General features: G+C 66.0%; 16 protein-coding genes and 1 tRNA gene. 6 read left to right on the forward strand and 11 right to left on the reverse strand.

Features of this window, described 5'->3' with window-relative positions; all coding sequences use genetic code 11:
- The 3 genes from ABZD10_RS05180 to guaB all read right to left on the reverse strand — a co-directional run.
- The coding region (locus ABZD10_RS05180; RefSeq protein ID WP_372885076.1) for a hypothetical protein at positions 1–587 on the reverse strand (587 nt) is incomplete at its 3' end.
- Positions 588–679: 92 nt separating this feature from the next.
- The gene (locus ABZD10_RS05185; RefSeq protein WP_372885077.1) at positions 680–1,849 is read right to left on the reverse strand and encodes an RsmB/NOP family class I SAM-dependent RNA methyltransferase; all 1,170 of its coding nucleotides are present in this window, start codon (positions 1,847–1,849) and stop codon (positions 680–682) included.
- On the reverse strand, positions 1,849–3,297 hold the full coding sequence (gene guaB, locus ABZD10_RS05190; protein WP_372885078.1) for an IMP dehydrogenase: 1,449 nt from the start codon (positions 3,295–3,297) through the stop codon (positions 1,849–1,851). Before guaB ends, ABZD10_RS05185 begins: the two co-directional genes overlap by 1 nt.
- Before the next feature lie 258 nt (positions 3,298–3,555).
- Here guaB and ABZD10_RS05195 point away from each other — a divergent pair, with 258 nt between their 5' ends.
- Entirely contained in the window at positions 3,556–5,595 is a 2,040-nt protein-coding gene (locus ABZD10_RS05195) for an ASKHA domain-containing protein (RefSeq protein WP_372885079.1), read from the forward strand.
- 35 nt (positions 5,596–5,630) lie between these two features.
- On the opposite strand, the gene ABZD10_RS05200 is transcribed toward ABZD10_RS05195, so the two are convergent.
- Positions 5,631–6,335, reverse strand: coding sequence for a cytochrome c family protein (locus tag ABZD10_RS05200; protein ID WP_372885080.1), 705 nt, complete (start codon positions 6,333–6,335; stop codon positions 5,631–5,633).
- A gap of 154 nt (positions 6,336–6,489) precedes the next feature.
- Here ABZD10_RS05200 and ABZD10_RS05205 point away from each other — a divergent pair, with 154 nt between their 5' ends.
- Complete coding sequence (locus ABZD10_RS05205) at positions 6,490–7,044, forward strand: hypothetical protein (RefSeq protein ID WP_372885081.1); 555 nt, start codon at positions 6,490–6,492, stop codon at positions 7,042–7,044.
- A gap of 37 nt (positions 7,045–7,081) precedes the next feature.
- On the opposite strand, the gene ABZD10_RS05210 is transcribed toward ABZD10_RS05205, so the two are convergent.
- The 3 genes from ABZD10_RS05210 to ABZD10_RS05220 are packed head-to-tail and all read right to left on the reverse strand — an operon-like array spanning position 7,082 to position 9,302.
- Positions 7,082–7,888, reverse strand: a complete 807-nt coding sequence (locus tag ABZD10_RS05210; protein WP_372885082.1) for a substrate-binding domain-containing protein — start codon at positions 7,886–7,888, stop codon at positions 7,082–7,084.
- A complete protein-coding gene (locus ABZD10_RS05215; protein WP_372885083.1) occupies positions 7,885–8,598 on the reverse strand; it encodes an ATP-binding cassette domain-containing protein in 714 nt (237 codons plus the stop codon). Before ABZD10_RS05215 ends, ABZD10_RS05210 begins: the two co-directional genes overlap by 4 nt.
- On the reverse strand, positions 8,598–9,302 hold the full coding sequence (locus tag ABZD10_RS05220; protein WP_372885084.1) for an ABC transporter permease: 705 nt from the start codon (positions 9,300–9,302) through the stop codon (positions 8,598–8,600). The genes ABZD10_RS05215 and ABZD10_RS05220 overlap by 1 nt, the downstream gene beginning before the upstream one ends.
- Before the next feature lie 257 nt (positions 9,303–9,559).
- On the opposite strand from ABZD10_RS05220, the gene ABZD10_RS05225 reads away from it, so the two are divergent.
- From ABZD10_RS05225 to ABZD10_RS05235, 3 genes are all read left to right on the forward strand, one after another.
- Complete coding sequence (locus tag ABZD10_RS05225; RefSeq protein WP_372885085.1) at positions 9,560–9,997, forward strand: DUF2852 domain-containing protein; 438 nt, start codon at positions 9,560–9,562, stop codon at positions 9,995–9,997.
- A gap of 76 nt (positions 9,998–10,073) precedes the next feature.
- Positions 10,074–10,532: an RDD family protein gene (locus ABZD10_RS05230; protein ID WP_372885086.1), complete on the forward strand. Its 459-nt coding sequence runs from the start codon at positions 10,074–10,076 to the stop codon at positions 10,530–10,532.
- Positions 10,533–10,669: 137 nt separating this feature from the next.
- Positions 10,670–11,491 (forward strand): arginyltransferase, encoded by an 822-nt coding sequence (locus tag ABZD10_RS05235; protein WP_372885087.1) that lies wholly within the window; start codon positions 10,670–10,672, stop codon positions 11,489–11,491.
- Between the two features lie 164 nt (positions 11,492–11,655).
- On the opposite strand, the gene ispG is transcribed toward ABZD10_RS05235, so the two are convergent.
- The 3 genes from ispG to hemA form a co-directional block, all read right to left on the reverse strand.
- Positions 11,656–12,789 (reverse strand): flavodoxin-dependent (E)-4-hydroxy-3-methylbut-2-enyl-diphosphate synthase, encoded by a 1,134-nt coding sequence (gene ispG / locus ABZD10_RS05240; RefSeq protein ID WP_372885088.1) that lies wholly within the window; start codon positions 12,787–12,789, stop codon positions 11,656–11,658.
- Between the two features lie 81 nt (positions 12,790–12,870).
- A complete protein-coding gene (locus tag ABZD10_RS05245; RefSeq protein ID WP_372885089.1) occupies positions 12,871–14,049 on the reverse strand; it encodes a helix-turn-helix domain-containing protein in 1,179 nt (392 codons plus the stop codon).
- 109 nt (positions 14,050–14,158) lie between these two features.
- A complete protein-coding gene (gene hemA / locus ABZD10_RS05250) occupies positions 14,159–15,382 on the reverse strand; it encodes a 5-aminolevulinate synthase (RefSeq protein ID WP_372885090.1) in 1,224 nt (407 codons plus the stop codon).
- 223 nt (positions 15,383–15,605) lie between these two features.
- Between hemA and ABZD10_RS05255 the strand changes: the two genes are divergently transcribed.
- Positions 15,606–16,979 (forward strand): M20/M25/M40 family metallo-hydrolase, encoded by a 1,374-nt coding sequence (locus tag ABZD10_RS05255; RefSeq protein WP_372885091.1) that lies wholly within the window; start codon positions 15,606–15,608, stop codon positions 16,977–16,979.
- Positions 16,980–17,111: 132 nt separating this feature from the next.
- Here ABZD10_RS05255 and ABZD10_RS05260 read toward each other — a convergent pair.
- Positions 17,112–17,188: transfer RNA gene (locus ABZD10_RS05260), tRNA-Asp, on the reverse strand.
- Between the last annotated feature and the right edge of the window lie 52 nt (positions 17,189–17,240).

Here is a 17,240-nt window from a genome sequence, read left to right on the forward strand (position 1 = left end):
ACGGTCAGCATCGGCAGCCGCGGAACCCCCTTGGCGGCAACGGTCGCGCCGGAAAGCTCCTGTTTCTGGATCTGCCAGTGAAAAAGATCCCGCCCAAGGTGGGCAACATGCAGGGTGAGGCGGCCACCCTGAACGATGCGCTCGGCCCCCGCCGCGCCGCTCTCGCGCGCCTTTTGCAGCAGGCTCTGCATGAGCCTGTCGGCCTCTCCCAGATCGTCGCGGAAAAACACCGTGACGGCGCGGCCCTCGTTCTCCGGGCGCTGGTTGGTGCCAAGGACGCGGCCGCTGCCGTTGCTGAGCGCCTGGCAATAGGGGCCACGCGCGATCATCGCCCCGAGGGCTGTGGATAACCCGGCGGACCGGGCACGGCGGCGGCGCATAACCCACCAGACCGCCCCCCCTGCGGCCAAGAGTGCGGCAGCCCCGATCGCCCCCTGCGACCAGGGGTCGCCAGCGGGCGCCGCGACCAGCAGCCCCCCGGCCAGCAGCAGCATCAGCAGCAGCCCGACCAGCGCCACACGGTCGGCGACCCTGCGCAGGGCCGTTTGCGACCGGGTTGCCGCAAGATCGGTTGCCGTTGTCGCCAATGCCGCCTCCTGAAAATCGATAGGAGAAACATGTGGGAAAAGGCTTAACAGCCGATTAACCACGCAACTCTACCTGAGGTAGACTATCGCCTTTAGGCCTTGCGGGTCAATTGCGCCAGGAAAAAGCCGTCGCAGCCATCGACCGGCGACCATCTGCGGAGCGACAGGCACTGCCAGTCGGGGCGCTCGGACAGAAATCGCGCGACCTGATCCTCGTTCTCCTCTCGCAAGAGCGAGCAGGTGGCATAGGCCAGCACTCCGTCATGCGAGACAAGCCCTTCGGCCTGCTGGACAATCTTCTGCTGCAAGGCAAGAAGACTGTCGAGATCAGGCCGTGAGAACCGCCATTTGGCATCGGGGGTCCGCCGCCAGGTGCCGCTGCCTGAACAGGGCACGTCGCAGAAGACCAGGTCAAAGGGCGACTCGACCTTGAGTTGCAACGCCTCCAGCAGAGACACCCGCAGCCGCGCCCGTTCCGCGCGCACCGGCAGGTCGCGCATCCGCGCCGCGTGGGCGTCATGGGCAAAGAAGTCCGCCCGCACCCGGCCGCCCATCGCCAGGGTCTTGCCGCCGCCGCCGGCGCAGTAATCGAGAATCCGCATGCCCTCGGCCAATGGCAGGCTCTCGACCGCCGCCTGGCTCGAAGCGTCCTGCAATTCGACCAACCCGTCGCGATAGGGGCTGCTTGCGGCGATGCGGCGCGCGCCCGCGACGACCTCGAGGGCACTGTCGGACAATGTGGAAATCCGTGTGGAGATTTCTTCGCGCGCAAGCGCCTCGACGGCGCTGTCACGGGTGATCCGGGCAAGGTTGACCCGCAAGAAAACCGGCGCGCGGTGGCGCATGGCCTCGATCACGGCCGCCATCTCACCGGCCAGCGCCCCCTGCAGCAGCGGCGCGATCCACGCCGGGATGTCCGGCCGCGCGCCGGGGCCTGCGATATCGGCCAGCAGCGCGCCTTCCTGCGGTTCCAGCGCCGGCGGGCCGTAGCCGGCGCCGCCGAACAGGGCGGCGATGTCGGCGCCGTCCTGGGCCAGCAGTCCCAGCATCAGGTTGCGGCCGGTTTCATCCGCCCCCTCGGGCAGCGCCGAGACCCTGCGGCGCAGCGCGTCGAAGACGTGATCGCGCACCGCCGCCCGGTCCTTGGAGCCGGCAAAGCGCGCCCGGCGCGCCCAGCCGGTCAGGGCCTTTTCCGCCGGTGCCCCGGCGAAGATCTCGTCAAGCAGGCCGATCGCGGCCTGCACCCGCGCCGCAGGGGTCATCAGCCGATCCGGTAGTTCGGGCTTTCGCGGGTGATCTGCACGTCATGGACGTGGCTTTCTTTCAGCCCGGCGCCGGTGATCTTCACGAAGGTGCAGTTGCGACGCATCTCTTCGACGGTGGCGCATCCGGTATAGCCCATGGCGGCGCGCAGGCCGCCGACGAGCTGGTGGATCACCGCCCCGGCAGCGCCCTTGTAGGGCACCTGCCCCTCGATACCCTCGGGCACCAGCTTGTCGCTGGCCGCGTCCTTCTGGAAATAGCGGTCGGCCGAGCCCCGCGCCATGGCGCCGAGCGAGCCCATGCCGCGATAGGATTTGAACGAACGGCCCTGATAGAGGATCACCTCGCCCGGGCTTTCGTCGGTGCCGGCGATCATCGAGCCGACCATGGCGCAGGACGCCCCGGCGGCGATGGCCTTGGCGAAATCGCCCGAGAACTTGATGCCGCCATCGGCGATCACCGGGGTGTCGCCGGCGGCGGCGGCGCAGTCGCTGATCGCGGTCAGCTGCGGCACGCCGACCCCGGCGACCATCCGCGTGGTGCAGATCGAGCCCGGCCCGATCCCCACCTTGATGGCGTCCGCTCCGGCGTCGATCAGCGCCCGCGTGGCATCGCCGGTGGCGACGTTGCCGGCGATCACCTGCACCGCGTTCGACTGTGCCTTGATGCGTTTCACCGCTTCGATCACGCCTTCGGAATGGCCATGGGCTGTGTCGACGACGACGATATCCACCCCGGCGTCGATCAGCAGCTCGGAGCGGGCAAAGCCGCTGTCTCCGACCGAGCTGGCGGCGGCGACACGCAGGCGGCCGAGGTCGTCCTTGCAGGCGGTCGGGTTCAGCACCGCCTGCTCGGTGTCCTTCAGCGTCAAGAGCCCGGTCAGCTTGCCGTTGCCGTCGGTGACCAGAAGCTTTTCGATGCGGCGGGCGCGCATCATGCTCTTGGCCTCTTCGAGGTCGGCGGGTTCATGCAGGATGGCGAGATCGTTCGAGGTCATCACCGCGCTGACCGGCATGTCATCCGAGGTCGCGAAACGCATGTCGCGGTTGGTCACGATGCCCTCGATCCGCCCCTTGGCGTCGACCACCGGGAAGCCGGTGAAATTATAGCGTTCCACCAGCGCCCGGGCATCGGCGATGGTCTGGTCGCGGGTCAGCGTCACCGGATTATAGACGATGCCGGATTCAAAACGTTTCACCCGGCGCACTTCGCGGGCCTGGGTCTCGGCATCGAGGTTCTTGTGGATCACCCCCATGCCGCCGGCCTGGGCCATGGCAATCGCCATGCGGGCCTCGGTCACCGTGTCCATGGCGCTGGACAGGAGCGGGATGTTCATGGTGATCGACCGCGTCACGCGGGTCCGGGTGTCCGCCGTCGAGGGCAGCACGGCCGAGGCCGCCGGAACCAGCAATACATCGTCGAAAGTGAGAGCCTCACGAATCTCCATCACACTTCTCCTTGGGATGACCTCGTTTGGCGCTTCCCTATTACATGCCCCGCCCGGTTCTAAAACCCCAAATCGGGTCTCGGGGCGGTCAAATCGCCATTCCGGGCGCCCGCCCGGATCACGGGTGGCCCCGCGCGGCCCCGGAGCAAGGAATCGGCGATCCTGACGCCGCCGGACCCGCATATGCCGCTCCTTGCAATTCACTCCGCCACAAGCGAAGTATTCTGCAACGGCGCGACAACCCGACAGGACAATTCCATGAGCAGCGATCCCCTTGTGATCTTCACCCCTTCCGGCAAACGCGGCCACTTTCCGGCCGGGACCCCGATCCTTACCGCCGCCCGCCAGCTTGGGGTCGATCTCGACTCGGTCTGCGGCGGCCGCGGCATCTGTTCGAAGTGCCAGATCACGCCGTCTTTCGGCGCCTTTCCCAAACATGGGGTGACGGTGGCCGAAGACGCGCTCAGCGCGTGGAACAGCGTCGAACAGCGCTACAAGGACAAGCGCGGGCTGATCGACGGCCGGCGGCTGGGTTGCCAGGCCACGGTGCAGGGCGATGTGGTGATCGACGTGCCGCCCGAAAGCCAGGTTCACCGCCAGGTGGTGCGCAAGGCGGCCTCGGCGCGCCAGATCATCATGGACCCGGCGACGCATCTCTATTTCGTCGAGGTGCAGGAACCCGACATGCACGAGCCCACCGGCGATCTCGAGCGGCTCGAGGCGGCGCTGCGCGCGCAGTGGGGGATTGACGCCATCACCGCCGATCTCGGCATCCTGAAACGGTTGCAGCCGACCCTGCGCAAGGGCAACTGGCAGCTGACGGTGGCGCTGCACCGGTCGCACCGGGGCGGCGCGCACCGGGTGCTCGAAATCTGGCCCGGCCTGACCGAAGACCGGATCTACGGCCTTGCCATCGACCTTGGATCGACCACCATCGCCGCCCATCTGTGCGACCTCAGGAACGGCGAGGTCAAGGCGTCGTCGGGGGTGATGAACCCGCAGATCCGCTTTGGCGAAGACCTGATGAGCCGGGTGTCCTATTCGATGATGAACCCCGGCGGCGATGCCGAGATGACCACCGCCGTGCGCACGGCGATCAACGGGCTGACCGAGGCCATCGCCACCGAAGCCGGGATTCACCCGTTCCAGATTCTCGAGACCGTCTTTGTCTGCAACCCGGTGATGCATCACCTGTTGCTGGGCATCGACCCGGTGGAACTGGGCCAGGCCCCCTTTGCGCTGGCGACCTCGAACGCGCTGGCGCTCAGCGCCCGCGAGCTCGACCTCACCGCGATGAACGAGACCGCGCAGGTCTACGTGCTGCCCTGCATCGCCGGCCACGTCGGGGCCGATGCCGCCGCCGTCGCCCTGTCGGAAGAGCCCGGAAAATCCGAAGACATGGTGCTGGTGGTCGATGTCGGCACCAATGCCGAGATCCTGCTTGGCAACAAGAGCCGGGTGCTGGCCTGTTCCTCGCCCACCGGGCCGGCCTTTGAAGGGGCGCAGATCTCCAGCGGCCAGCGCGCCGCGCCGGGGGCCATCGAACGGATCGAGATCGACCCGGTGAGCAAGGAGCCGCGCTTCCGCATCATCGGCTCGGACCTGTGGTCCGACGAGCCCGGTTTCGATCAGGCAGTGGCCACCACCGGCATCACCGGCATCTGCGGCTCGGGCATCATCGAGGCGGTGGCCGAGATGCGCATGGCCGGGCTGCTGGATGCCAGCGGGTTGATCGGCTCGCCCGACCTTACCGGCACCGCGCGGTCGATCCCCGAGGGGCGCACCTTTGCCTATGTCATCCATGACGCCAGCGCAGAGGGCGGGCCGCGCATCACCGTGACCCAGGGCGACATTCGCGCCATCCAGCTGGCCAAGTCGGCGCTATATGCCGGCGCCCGTCTCTTGATGGACGAAATGGGCGTCGACAAGGTCGATCGGGTGGTTCTGGCCGGTGCCTTCGGTGCCCATATCTCGAGCAAGCACGCGATGGTTCTGGGGATGATCCCCGATGTGCCGCTCGATCGGGTCACCTCGGCCGGCAACGCCGCCGGCACCGGGGCGCGGATCGCGCTGTGCAATTCCGCCGCGCGGGCCGAGATCGAACGCACGGTGCGCGAGATCGTCAAGGTGGAAACCGCCATCGAACCGAAGTTCCAGGAGCATTTCGTCAACGCCAACGCGATCCCCCATGCCACCGAGAGTTTTCCCGAACTGGCGCAGATCGTCACCCTGCCCGCGGTCTCGTTCCACGCCGGTGGCGACAAGGGCGAAAACCGCCGCCGCCGGCGCCGCAGCTGACGGCGGACGGCCACAGCTGACGGCAGAGGGCCGCGTCAGCTGTTGCCGGACCAGGCGCAGCGGTCGAAATCGACGTATCGGAACAGGGTTTCGGTCTCACCCCCCGGCAGCAGCCGTGAACAGCCCTCGAGCTGGCCTTCATCCTCGAAGACCGACACCACGGCACGCTGCCCGGCGGCGCCGCCCCGGGCACACAGGTTTTCACCCGGCGCCAGCGGCCCCGCCCTGCGGGTGCCGTCCGGGGCTTCGGCAACGAAGTAATAGCCGTGCGGCGTGGCGTTCTCGACGCAGGTCTGGGCGCCCGGCGTGACGCCTTGCGTGGCAGCCCCCTGGCGCGCGCCGAACCCGGCCACAAAGGAAATCACGTCGCGCCGGTCCTGCGCATCGCGCAGCCGAAAGCCCATCCGTGCCTTGGCACCGTCATCACCAAGATAGTCTCGCAGAAACCCCGAGGGATCGGCGAGATAGTCCATCAACAGCGCTTCGCTCCAGACCAGCCCGGCCGCACCGGCCGCCCGCATCGAGGCGCCGTACCGGTAGCCCGGATAACTGCCGGCCTGCCGCCCGACCACCCCGGTCAGCACCGGGCCGGTGCGGTTCCTGGCCCCGGCGCCGATCTGGTGGCAACTCTTGCACTTGCGGAAAACCTGCTCGCCGCGCGCCGCGTCCTGTGCCGCGGCACCCGCGGCCATCCCCCCGGCGATCACGGCGGCAGCAAGAATGACAGGACCCTTGGCCATGGCGCACTCCTTTCCTGTCCAGACTCGGCGCAGCGCGGCTCTTGGTCCAGTCACGAATATGCACGAGGGCGCAATTCATCGTGAGCCGAAGTGAAACCGATACCCGCGCCGAAGGTCTAGGATCCGGTCAAGGACCAGCAAAGGAGGAAAGACCATGAAAAGGACGATGAAGAAACATTGGATCGCCGGCGCCTTCCTGACCGGTATCGCCGGATTGGCATGGGCGCAGGACGCCCCTTTCGGAACCGAGGACGACGCGGCCTATGCCGCCCGCCTCTGGGCCGTGATGGATGAGATGAACCTGGTCGGCGAAGGCATGATCCGCGCCTTTCCCTACGACGGTGTCGCGCCTCACGGCATGATGCTCGAGACCTTCTATACCAGCGCCACCGTCGACGGTCATTCCGGCGACCTGCTGGTCAAGCGCAACTATGGCCCCGAGGGCGTCACCAGCGACGCGGTGCTTCAGGACCCGGACAAGCACCTTGGCGCGGTTACGGTGATGTTCCGGCGCGAAAGCGGCTATGATGCCGACAATCAGGACTGGTTCTGGGTCAAATACCTGCCCGACGGCTCTCTCGACAAGAATCCCAAGGGGATGCGGCTGGCCGGTCGCGTCGCCAAGGGCGCCGATGCGGGCTGCATTGCCTGCCATTCCGGAGAAGCGGATTATGTCTTCACCAGCGACCACATCGGCATGATGAAGTGATGGCGGCGGGGCAGCCGAACGGCGCCCCGCCTGTTTGCTATTGCGCCGTGGCGTTGAACACGAACAGCGTTTCGCCGTTGATCCGATAGCCATTGATCAGAGCTTCGGCCCGGTCCGAGGTCAGCCAGGCTTCGAGGTCCAGAACCCTTGCATGTTTGACATGCGGGTGCTTGGCGGGGCTGACCGGCAGAAAGGCATATTGGTTGAACAGCATCGGATCGCCCGCATAAAGCAGCGCCAGGGTGCCCTTGTTGCCGAAATTCAGCCAGCTGGCCCGATCCGACATGATATAGGCCTCCATGCCGGCGGCGGTGTTGAGCGCCGCCCCCATGCCCGCCCCGACGGCGCGGTACCAGTCGGCGAACCCCTCGCTGTCGAGACCGGCGGCGGCCCAGAGGCCCATTTCCTTCTTGTGGGTGCCGCTGTCGTCACCACGGCTGACAAAGAGCTGCTGCGACGCCGCGATCCTTTGCAGCGCATCGCGCGCATCCCGGGCCGAGGCGATGTCGGCGGCGTCGGCGGTGGGGCCGACAAAGACGAAATCATTATACATGATCTCGCGGCGATGGGTGCCGTTGCCGGCAGCCAGAAGGGCCTCTTCGGCCTTGCGTGAATGCACCAGGATGGCGTCGACATCACCGGCCGCCCCCAGCTTCAGCGCCTGCCCGGTGCCGACCACCAGAAGCTGCACCTCGAGCCCCAGATCCTCCTTGATGGCCGGCAACAGGACTTCGGACAGTCCGGAATTGTGGAACGAGGTGGTCACCGCCATCTTCAGATCGTCGGCCCACGCCGTTCCGGCGCAGACCAGGGCCATGGCCAGCCCGGTCAGAATTCGTTTCATTCGACGATGTCTCCGTTGAGAAATGCTTGTGCCTGCCGGGTCGCGGGGGCATCGAAAAACCCGGCCGCCGCCCCGTGTTCGGGAATTTTCGAGTTGAGGACAAAGATCACCTCGTCGGCCAGGCGCCTTGCCTGGCCCATGTCGTGGGTCGACATGACGATGCGGGTGCCCAGTTTCGACACGCCGCCCAGAATCTCTTCGATCTCGCGGGTGGCGCGCCCGTCGAGCGACGAACAGGGCTCGTCCAGAAACAGCACGTCCGGGTCGCGCACCATCGCCCGCGCCAGCGCCAGTTTCTGGCGCTCGCCCCCCGACAGCACCATCGCCGGGCGCCCCAGCGCATCGCCCAGGCCGACCCGCCCGGCCCAGGTCTCGACAATGGCCTCTGCCTCGCGGCGCGGGGTCGAGATCAGTTTCAGCGGGTACAGCAGGTTGTCGCGGACACTGCGCCGCAGCACCACCGGCGTCTGGAAGACAAAGGCCTGCTTGCGGCGGGCGCGGTCGCGGGAACAGGCCCAGCGGATCTCGCCCCCCGACAGGCGCGCGATACCGTGCATCATCTTCAACAGGGTGGTCTTGCCGGCACCGTTGGGGCCGATGACGATGGTGGTGCCCACCCCGTCAAGCACCAGGTCGACCGGACCCAGCAGCAGCTTGCCCCGGCGCCGCACCATCGCCTGCGTCATCGTCAGCGGCAGCAGATCGGACATCACCAAAGCCCCTCGCGTTCGGTCTGGCCCAGCCAGTGGATGGCGACATTGACCAGAATTGCCATGGCGATCAGCACGAAGCCCAGCCCCAGCGCCAGCGCGAAATCGCCCTTGCCGGTCTCGAGCGCGATCGCCGTGGTCAAGACCCGCGTCGCGTGATCGATATTGCCGCCGACGATCATGATCGCGCCGACCTCGCCGATGGCGCGCCCGAAGCCGGCCAGCGCCGCGGTCAGCAGCGCACGGCGCCCATCCCACAACAGCGTGCCCATGCGCTGGACCTTGCTGGTGTTGAGGGAAATCAGCAGGTCGTGATACTCGGCCCATAACTCGCGCAGCGCCTGATGCGAGATCGAGGCGATCAGCGGCACGATGATGATGACCTGCGCGATGATCATCGCCGTCGGCGTGAACAAAAGCCCCAAGACCCCGAACGGCCCCGAGCGGCTGAGCAGCACATAGACCACCAGCCCGACCACCACCGGCGGCAGCCCCATCAGCGCGTTGAGCACCGCGATGACGAAACGGCGATAGCGGAACCGGCGCACCGCCAGCACCGCGCCGACCGGCAGCGCGATGGCGCTGGCAACGGCCAGCGCGCTGAGCGTGACATGAAGCGATCGCAGGGTGATCTCCACCAGATCGGAATCCAGTTGCACCACCAGCACAAACGCCTGTCGCAATCCCTCCCAGATCTCCGACATGTCCCGGTTACTGCCCCTTGCTGTCGCCCCCGTCGCCGGCACCGAACCACAGATGCCGGGGCAAGAAAAGACGAATCTCGCCGTGCCTGTTCCGAAAACGACCCCGAAATGCCTTTGGCTTTCGATATTTTCTCACGCTTTGTCAGAGTGATACGCGAAAATGTAAAAAACATTCACATAGCCTCTTGCAAAACCGCCGGGGGGCGCCGATCTTGGTGATGTGAAGACGATTTACATTGCAACTTACGGAGATAAAAATGACCGCCTATGCCACCGCCCCTGCCGTGTCCGGCCCCGCCGGTTGGTTTTCGCGCACAACCGCCTGGCTGGACAGCAAGGGCAAGGGTGCCTGGATCGCCGCCATGGTCCTTGGGTTCATCCTGTTCTGGCCCGTCGGCCTGGCCCTCGTTTTCTACATCACCTACACCAACCGCTGGAGCAAAACCATGTTCAACAAGTCCTGCTGCCAAGGTATCAAGCGCAACATCTCGGTCATGACCCCGACCGGCAACAGCGCCTTTGACGCCTATCGAGAAGACACCATGCGGCGCCTTGAAAGCGAACAGCGCAATTTCGAAAGCTTCCTCGAACGTCTGCGCGACGCCAAGGACAAGGCCGAGTTCGACCAGTTCATGGAAGAACGCGCCGCCGCCGCAGCCGCCGCCGAAGGTGATGCACCGGGCAAGGACGCCTGAGCCACGCATTCGAAATGGCCCCGCCACGGGGCCATTTCCGTTCCGCCCACCGCAAGTCTTGGACAGCCGCCGCAAAATGCCCCATACAGCCGCCATGGACCTTCTTCTGCCCGACCCCGACAGCCAGCCCGAATTCTATGCCGACGTGCCGCTGAAACGGCTGATCGCCTGGGGGGTCGACACCGTGATCACGGCGCTCATCAGCGCCCTTATCCTGCCCTTTACCGCCTTTACCGGCCTGTTCTTCTTCCCGCTGCTGATGCTTGTCACCGGCTTTGTCTACCGCACGGCCACCCTTGCCAGCGGCTCGGCGACCTGGGGCATGCGCTTGGCGGCGGTGGAATTCCGCGACCGCCACGGACACCGCTTTGACCTCACCACCGCCTTTCTCCACACGGCCGGCTATCATATCTCGATTTCGGCCTTTCCGCTGCAAATCCTGTCGATCGCGCTGATGCTCGGCAGCCGGCGCGCCCAGGGCCTGACCGACCACCTGATGGGCACCGTCGCACTGAACCGCGCCGCGCGCTTCTGACCGGGGCGTCCGCGCCACGGTCCGGCGCGCCGCTCCTGCGGCGGCGACCCGCCCCGGCCGTTTACGCCGGGGATATTCGCCCTTGGCCTGTCGCGCTTGCGTTGTTATCGTTTCAGACGAGCTTCGGATGAGACCCCATGCGCCACACGCTTCCTCTCGCCCCGCAATTCTACGTGACGGCCCCCCAGCCCTGCCCCTATCTCGACGGGCGGATGGAGCGGAAACTGTTCACGGCCTTGCAGGGCGAACACGCGGCGGCGCTGAACAACAGCCTGTCGCACCAGGGGTTTCGGCGCTCGCAGAACGTGCTCTACCGGCCCTCCTGCACCGAATGCGCCGCCTGTCTCTCGGCACGGATCAACGTCGCCGAATTCGACCTCTCGAAAAGCCAGAAACGCATCCTGCGGCGCAACCGGCACCTGCACCGGCGCATCACCTCGCCCTGGGCCACCGAAGAGCAGTTCGACCTCTTCCGCATCTATCTCGACAGTCGCCATGCCGACGGCGGCATGGCCGATATGGACGTGTTCGAATTCGCCGCGATGATCGAGGAAACCCCGATCCGCAGCCGGGTGGTGGAATATCTCGACGGCGAGGGCGGCAGGCTTTGCGGCGTCTCGCTCACCGACCTGCTCGAGGACGGGGTCAGCATGGTCTATTCCTTCTATGACCCGGCGCTGCTGCGCCAAAGCCTCGGCACCTATCTGATCCTCGACCATATCAACATCGCCCGCGAGGCCGGGCTGGACTATGTCTACCTCGGCTACTGGGTGCCCGGCAGCCCGAAAATGGGCTACAAGGCGCGGTTCTCGGGGCTCGAGGTCTATCTCGGCAAGGCCTGGCAGCCGATCGGCGACCCCGAGCGTTTCGCCACCACCCACCACCCGTTGTCGACCGACCCGATCGCCGAACAGGTGGCCAATCTGACCCTGCCCGACCTGCGCGCCGGCAAGCTCTGACGACGCCTCCTCCGGCCGCCTCAGCCCGGCGGTTCAGCGCTTGCGCCTTCGTCATCTCTTTACAAATACTCGCGCCGCAGGCACGGGCCCCGCGGGCCCGTTCCGCCATCGCCGCCCCGCAGGGGTCTGCCGCCGCTGATCCGCTCTACCGGGCAAGAGAAAGGTCAGATGTCCTCGGGCTGGCTGTCGATCTTGCCGGCCTCGATCCGGGCGGCATGGGCTTCGACCTGCTCCACGATGTGATCGACCATCCGGTCGTTGGACATCTTGTGGCTTTGCTTGCCGGCAAGATAGACCATGCCCGACCCGGCGCCGCCGCCGGTGAAACCGACATCGGTCATCAGCGCCTCGCCGGGGCCGTTGACGACGCAGCCGATGATCGACAGCGACATCGGCGTGTGGATATGGGCCAGACGGGTCTCGAGCGCTTCCACGGTCCTGATCACGTCGAACCCCTGACGGGCACAGGAGGGGCAGGAGATGATGTTGACGCCGCGATGGCGCAGGCCCAGCGATTTCAGGATCTCGAAGCCGACCTTGACCTCTTCGACCGGATCGGCGCTGAGGCTGACGCGCAGCGTGTCGCCGATGCCCATCCACAACAGCTGGCCGAGCCCGATGGCGGATTTGATGGTGCCGCTGACGAAGCCGCCGGCCTCGGTGACGCCGAGGTGGATCGGCGCGTCGGTGACCTCGGAAAGCTGCTGGTAGGCGGCGGCGGTCATGAAGACGTCGGAGGCCTTGACGCTGATCTTGTAGTCGCGGAAGTCATTGTCCTCGAGGATGCGGATATGCTCGAGACCGCTTTCGACCATCGCGTCGGGACAGGGTTCGCCGTATTTCTCCAGCAGGTGTTTTTCAAGCGAGCCGGCATTGACCCCGATGCGGATCGAACAGCCGTGGTCCTTGGCCGCCCGGATCACCTCTTTGACCCGCTTTTCGTCACCGATGTTGCCGGGGTTGATGCGCAGGCAGGCGGCGCCGGCCTCGGCGGCCTCGATGGCGCGTTTGTAGTGGAAATGAATGTCGGCGACGATCGGCACCGGGCTTTCGGCCACGATCTCGCGCAGCGCGGTGGTGGCGGCGGCATCCGGGGTCGAGACCCGGACGATGTCGGCCCCGGCCTCGGCGGCGGCCAGAACCTGCGCCAGCGTCGCCGCGACGTCGGAACTGTCAGTATTGGTCATGGTCTGCACCGCGATCGGCGCATCGCCCCCCACCGGCACCTTGCCGACCATGATCTGGCGCGACTTGCGGCGCGCGATGCTGCGCCACGGGCGGATGTGGTTCATCGACATGAAAAAGCCCCTCACCGGTCTGGTTTCGGGGCTTTATGTAGGCCGGTTCCCCCGAGGGGGCAATGGCGATTAATTGGCCGGTCAGTTGCCGCCGAGCGCCGCCGCGTCGGCCTCGGCCACGATCCGGGCCAGTTCCGGGTCGCCGCCGAGATCGGCCAGGTCATAGGCCTTTTCCAGGGTGCCGAGGTCCAGCGCCAGGTCGCCGATCCGGTCGGCGCCCTTGCCGGCCGGGCCATAGAGCGCGCCGTTGAGCTTGAAATAGACCGAGCCGCTCATGCCGGCGGTCAGCACCGGGGGCTCTTCGGTCGGCGGCAGGGTGAATTCCTCGCCGGCGCCGAGGATCTTCTCGAGCAGGATCGAGCCATCCGCCGCCCGCACCCGCACCCAGGCCGGGCGCACCGCCATCAGCACCACCTCGTGGCTGTTCTGGTCCACCACCTGCGGCATCTGCGAACGCGCCGCCGGATCGGACTGGACCTCGGCGGTGACAAAGGGGCGGTCGGGGGTGAACAGACCCAGCGAGGACGGGTCCAGCGTCGCGATCGGCGCGTCGCGCGACTGCATGACCGGCACGTCCAGCGCCTGCGGCCGGTAGAGACGGTCGAGCGTCTCGGCCGGCGCATAGGCAGCCGCGAGCCGTTCGCCCGACAGCGCGCCGGCGTCTTTCAGCGGGTCGAGATCCGAGGCCACGACCGGGGTCTGATCCACCGGCGCCAGCTGCACGCGCTGGATCTCGTTGAGCACCGACCAGCCGCCATAGCCGATGGCGGCGATCAGCGCCACCAGCACCAGCGATGAGCCGATGGCCTGCGGTTCGATCCGGGTCAGGATGCTTTCACGCTCGGGCGCGAAGGCCATCACCTTTTTCTCGAAAGGATCGGCATCGGCCGGGGCCGCCTTGCGGGCATCGGCCTTGCGGATGGTCGAGGCTTCGGCCGACATGCCATGCGCCGTGGCAAAGCCGCTTTCGCGGCAGAAATGCGCAAAGGCGGTCTCGGGGTCCATGCCGAGGTAGCGCGCATAAGAGCGCACATATCCGGCGATGAAGCCCGGGGTCTCGAAGGCCGAGGGGTCGCAGTTCTCGATGGCCGAGATGTAGGAGGCCTTGATCCGCAGCTCGCGCTGTACGTCCAGAAGCGATTTTCCCAGCGTGGCCCGCTCGCCGCGCATCATGTCGCCAAGGCGCAGGTCGTAGTCGTCGAACCCCTTAGGGCCCGCCTCGGTCTCCTCAGGTATGCGCTGCCGCTTGCGCCCGATCATGCCATTCGCCCCACTAAAATGCCGATCCGTTACCGTCCCCGATTCGGATCGGGCCCTTTGTTGGTGCTAATGTAACACAGCGCAAGAATTATTGCACTTGCAGAGGGGCTTACCCGGCGAGTTCGGCACGATTCAGCGCACATTGCGACCACAACTCATCCAGAGCGCGAACCAGCCTGTCCATCTCGTCCGGGCCGTGCACCGGCGACGGGGTGAAGCGCAGCCGTTCGGTGCCGCGCGGCACGGTGGGGAAGTTGATCGGCTGCACGTAGATGCCGAACTGGTTGAGCAGCATGTCAGAAAGCGCCTTGGTGTGCACCGGATCGCCCACCATCACCGGCACGATATGGCTGCCGTGGTCGATGATCGGCAGGCCCAGCCCCTTGAGCCGCAGCTTGAGGATCTTGGCCTGGGTCTGATGTTGATCGCGGCGGTCCTGATCGGTTTTCAGATGGCGCACCGAGGCGGCGGCACCGGCAGCGACGGCCGGCGGCAGCGAGGTGGTGAAGATGAAGCCCGGCGCATAGGAGCGGATCGCGTCGCACATCTTGTGGCTGGCGGCGATATAGCCACCCATGACGCCATAGGCCTTGGCCAGGGTGCCATTGATGATGTCGATGCGATGCGCCAGCCGGTCGCGTTCGGTGACGCCGCCGCCGCGCGGGCCGTACATGCCGACCGCGTGCACCTCGTCGATATAGGTCAGGGCGCCGAATTCGTCGGCCAGATCGCAGATCGCTTCGATGGGGCCGAAATCGCCGTCCATCGAATAGACCGATTCAAAGGCGATCAGCTTGGGCGTCGCCGGATCGTCGGCCTCGAGCAGCTCGCGCAGGTGGGCCACGTCGTTATGACGGAAGACGCGCTTGGCACCGCCGTTGCGGCGCACACCCTCGATCATCGAGGCGTGGTTCAGCTCATCCGAATAGATGATCAGCCCCGGGAAAAGCTTCGGCAGGGTCGAAAGCGTGGCGTCATTGGCGATATAGGCCGAGGTGAAGAGCAGCGCGCTTTCCTTGCCGTGCAGGTCGGCCAGTTCGGCCTCGAGCCGCTTGTGATAGGCGGTGGTGCCCGAGATGTTGCGGGTGCCGCCCGAGCCGGCGCCGGTGGCCTCGATGGCTTCGTGCATGGCGCTCATCACCACCGGATGCTGGCCCATGCCGAGATAGTCGTTGCCGCACCAGACGGTGACCGGCTGTTTGGTGCCGTCGGGCTTGTTCCAGACGGCATGCGGGAAATTGCCCTGCTCGCGTTCGATGTCGATGAAGGTCCGGTACCGGCCCTCGTCGTGCAATCGCTGGATGGCTGCATCTAGCTGAGCATTGTAGTCCACTGGAATTCCTCCGCAGTCCAATCACGAGCCGAGAGGATGCGCGTTTCCGGCTCGTAATCCTTCAAAACATGAATGGATATAAAACGCGCACCTTTGGCACACAAGTTACATATTGCCGCCCGCCACTCCTTGACCGAGGTCAAGCGTCTGGACAGCATATCACGGGCTGCTAGGCTTGGCCCGACAAATTCACAACCCTCTTGAATCAACGGAAGAGTACCGCATGTCTCTCGACAACGTATTGGCGCGCATCGACGCCGACCTTGATGCCGCCACCGAGCGGCTGATCGCGCTATTGAGAATCCCCTCGATTTCGACCGATCCGGCCTACAAGGCCGACTGCGAGCGGGCCGCCGACTGGCTGGTCGATGATCTGCAAAGCCTTGGCGTCAAAGCGCAAAAACGCCCCACCCCCGGCCATCCGATGGTCGTCGGCCATGTCGAGGGCGACGGGCCGCATCTGCTGTTCTATGGCCATTACGACGTGCAGCCCGTCGATCCCGTCGAGCTGTGGGATCGCGATCCCTTCGATGCGGCCCTCGAGGACACGGGGGCCGGCCGGGTGATCCGGGCGCGCGGCGCCTCGGACGACAAGGGCCAGCTGATGACCTTTGTCGAGGCCTGCCGCGCCTGGAAAGCGGAACATGGCGCCCTGCCCTGCCGGATCACCTTCTTTTTCGAAGGCGAAGAGGAATCGGGCTCGCCCTCGCTGGTGCCCTTCATGCGCGACAATGCCGACGAACTCAGAAGCGACATCGCCCTGATCTGCGATACCGGCCTGTTCGAAAGCCGGGTGCCGGCGATCATCACCCAGCTGCGCGGCCTGCTGGGCGAGGATTTCACCATCACCGGCCCCGACCGCGATCTGCATTCGGGCATGTACGGCGGCATCGCCATGAACCCGATCCGGGTGCTGACGCGAATTCTGGCCGGGCTGCATGACGACAACGGCGCCGTCACCCTGCCCGGCTTCTATGACGATGTGCCAGAACTGCCCGACGAGATCCGCGACCAGTGGCAGGGGCTGAATTTCGACCATGCGCGCTTTCTCGGCGATGTCGGCCTGAAGGCGGCGGCCGGCGAACAGGACCGCAGCCCGCTGGAACAGATCTGGTCGCGCCCGACCTGCGACGTGAATGGCATCTGGGGCGGCTATACCGGCGACGGGTTCAAGACCGTCCTGCCCAGCCAGGCCTCGGCCAAACTGTCGTTCCGGCTGGTCGGCCAGCAGGATCCGGACCGGATCCGCAAAGCCTTCCGCAGCTATCTCGAAAGCAATCTGCCCGAGGGGTTCAGCGTGACCTACCGCAGCGAAAAGGGCTCTCCCGCCTCGCAGATGTCGACCGGGAACCCGGCGTTCGAAAAGGCGCGCAAGGCGCTTTCCGATGAATGGCCACAGCCCGCGGCCTATGCCGGCTGCGGCGGCTCGATCCCGATCGCCGGCTATTTCAAGGATATTCTCGGCGTCGACGCGATGCTGATCGGCTTTGCCAAGGATGACGACCAGATCCATTCGCCGAACGAGAAATACGACCTTGAAAGCTTTCACAAGGGCATTCGTTCCTGGGCCCGTATCCTCGATGCGCTGACCGGGTAAGCCCCACAGAAAACGGCTCTGGCGGCGCAGCAAGACAGGCCGCCAAAGCCCGAAAACGCCCGCGCGAAAGCCGCCCGGGACGGGGCGCTGCCAGCTATCGTCTTGTCGATCTTCTTGTCGATGAAAAGAAAGTGGCGCGGTTGACGGGGCTCGAACCCGCGACCCCCGGCGTGACAGGCCGGTACTCTAACCAACTGAGCTACAACCGCGCTTTTGCCTTTCGGCGTGATCCCTTGGCCCGGATCCAGGCTGGCAGCGATG

It is taken from the genome of Shimia sp. (assembly GCF_041624275.1).
Lineage (GTDB): Bacteria > Pseudomonadota > Alphaproteobacteria > Rhodobacterales > Rhodobacteraceae > Shimia.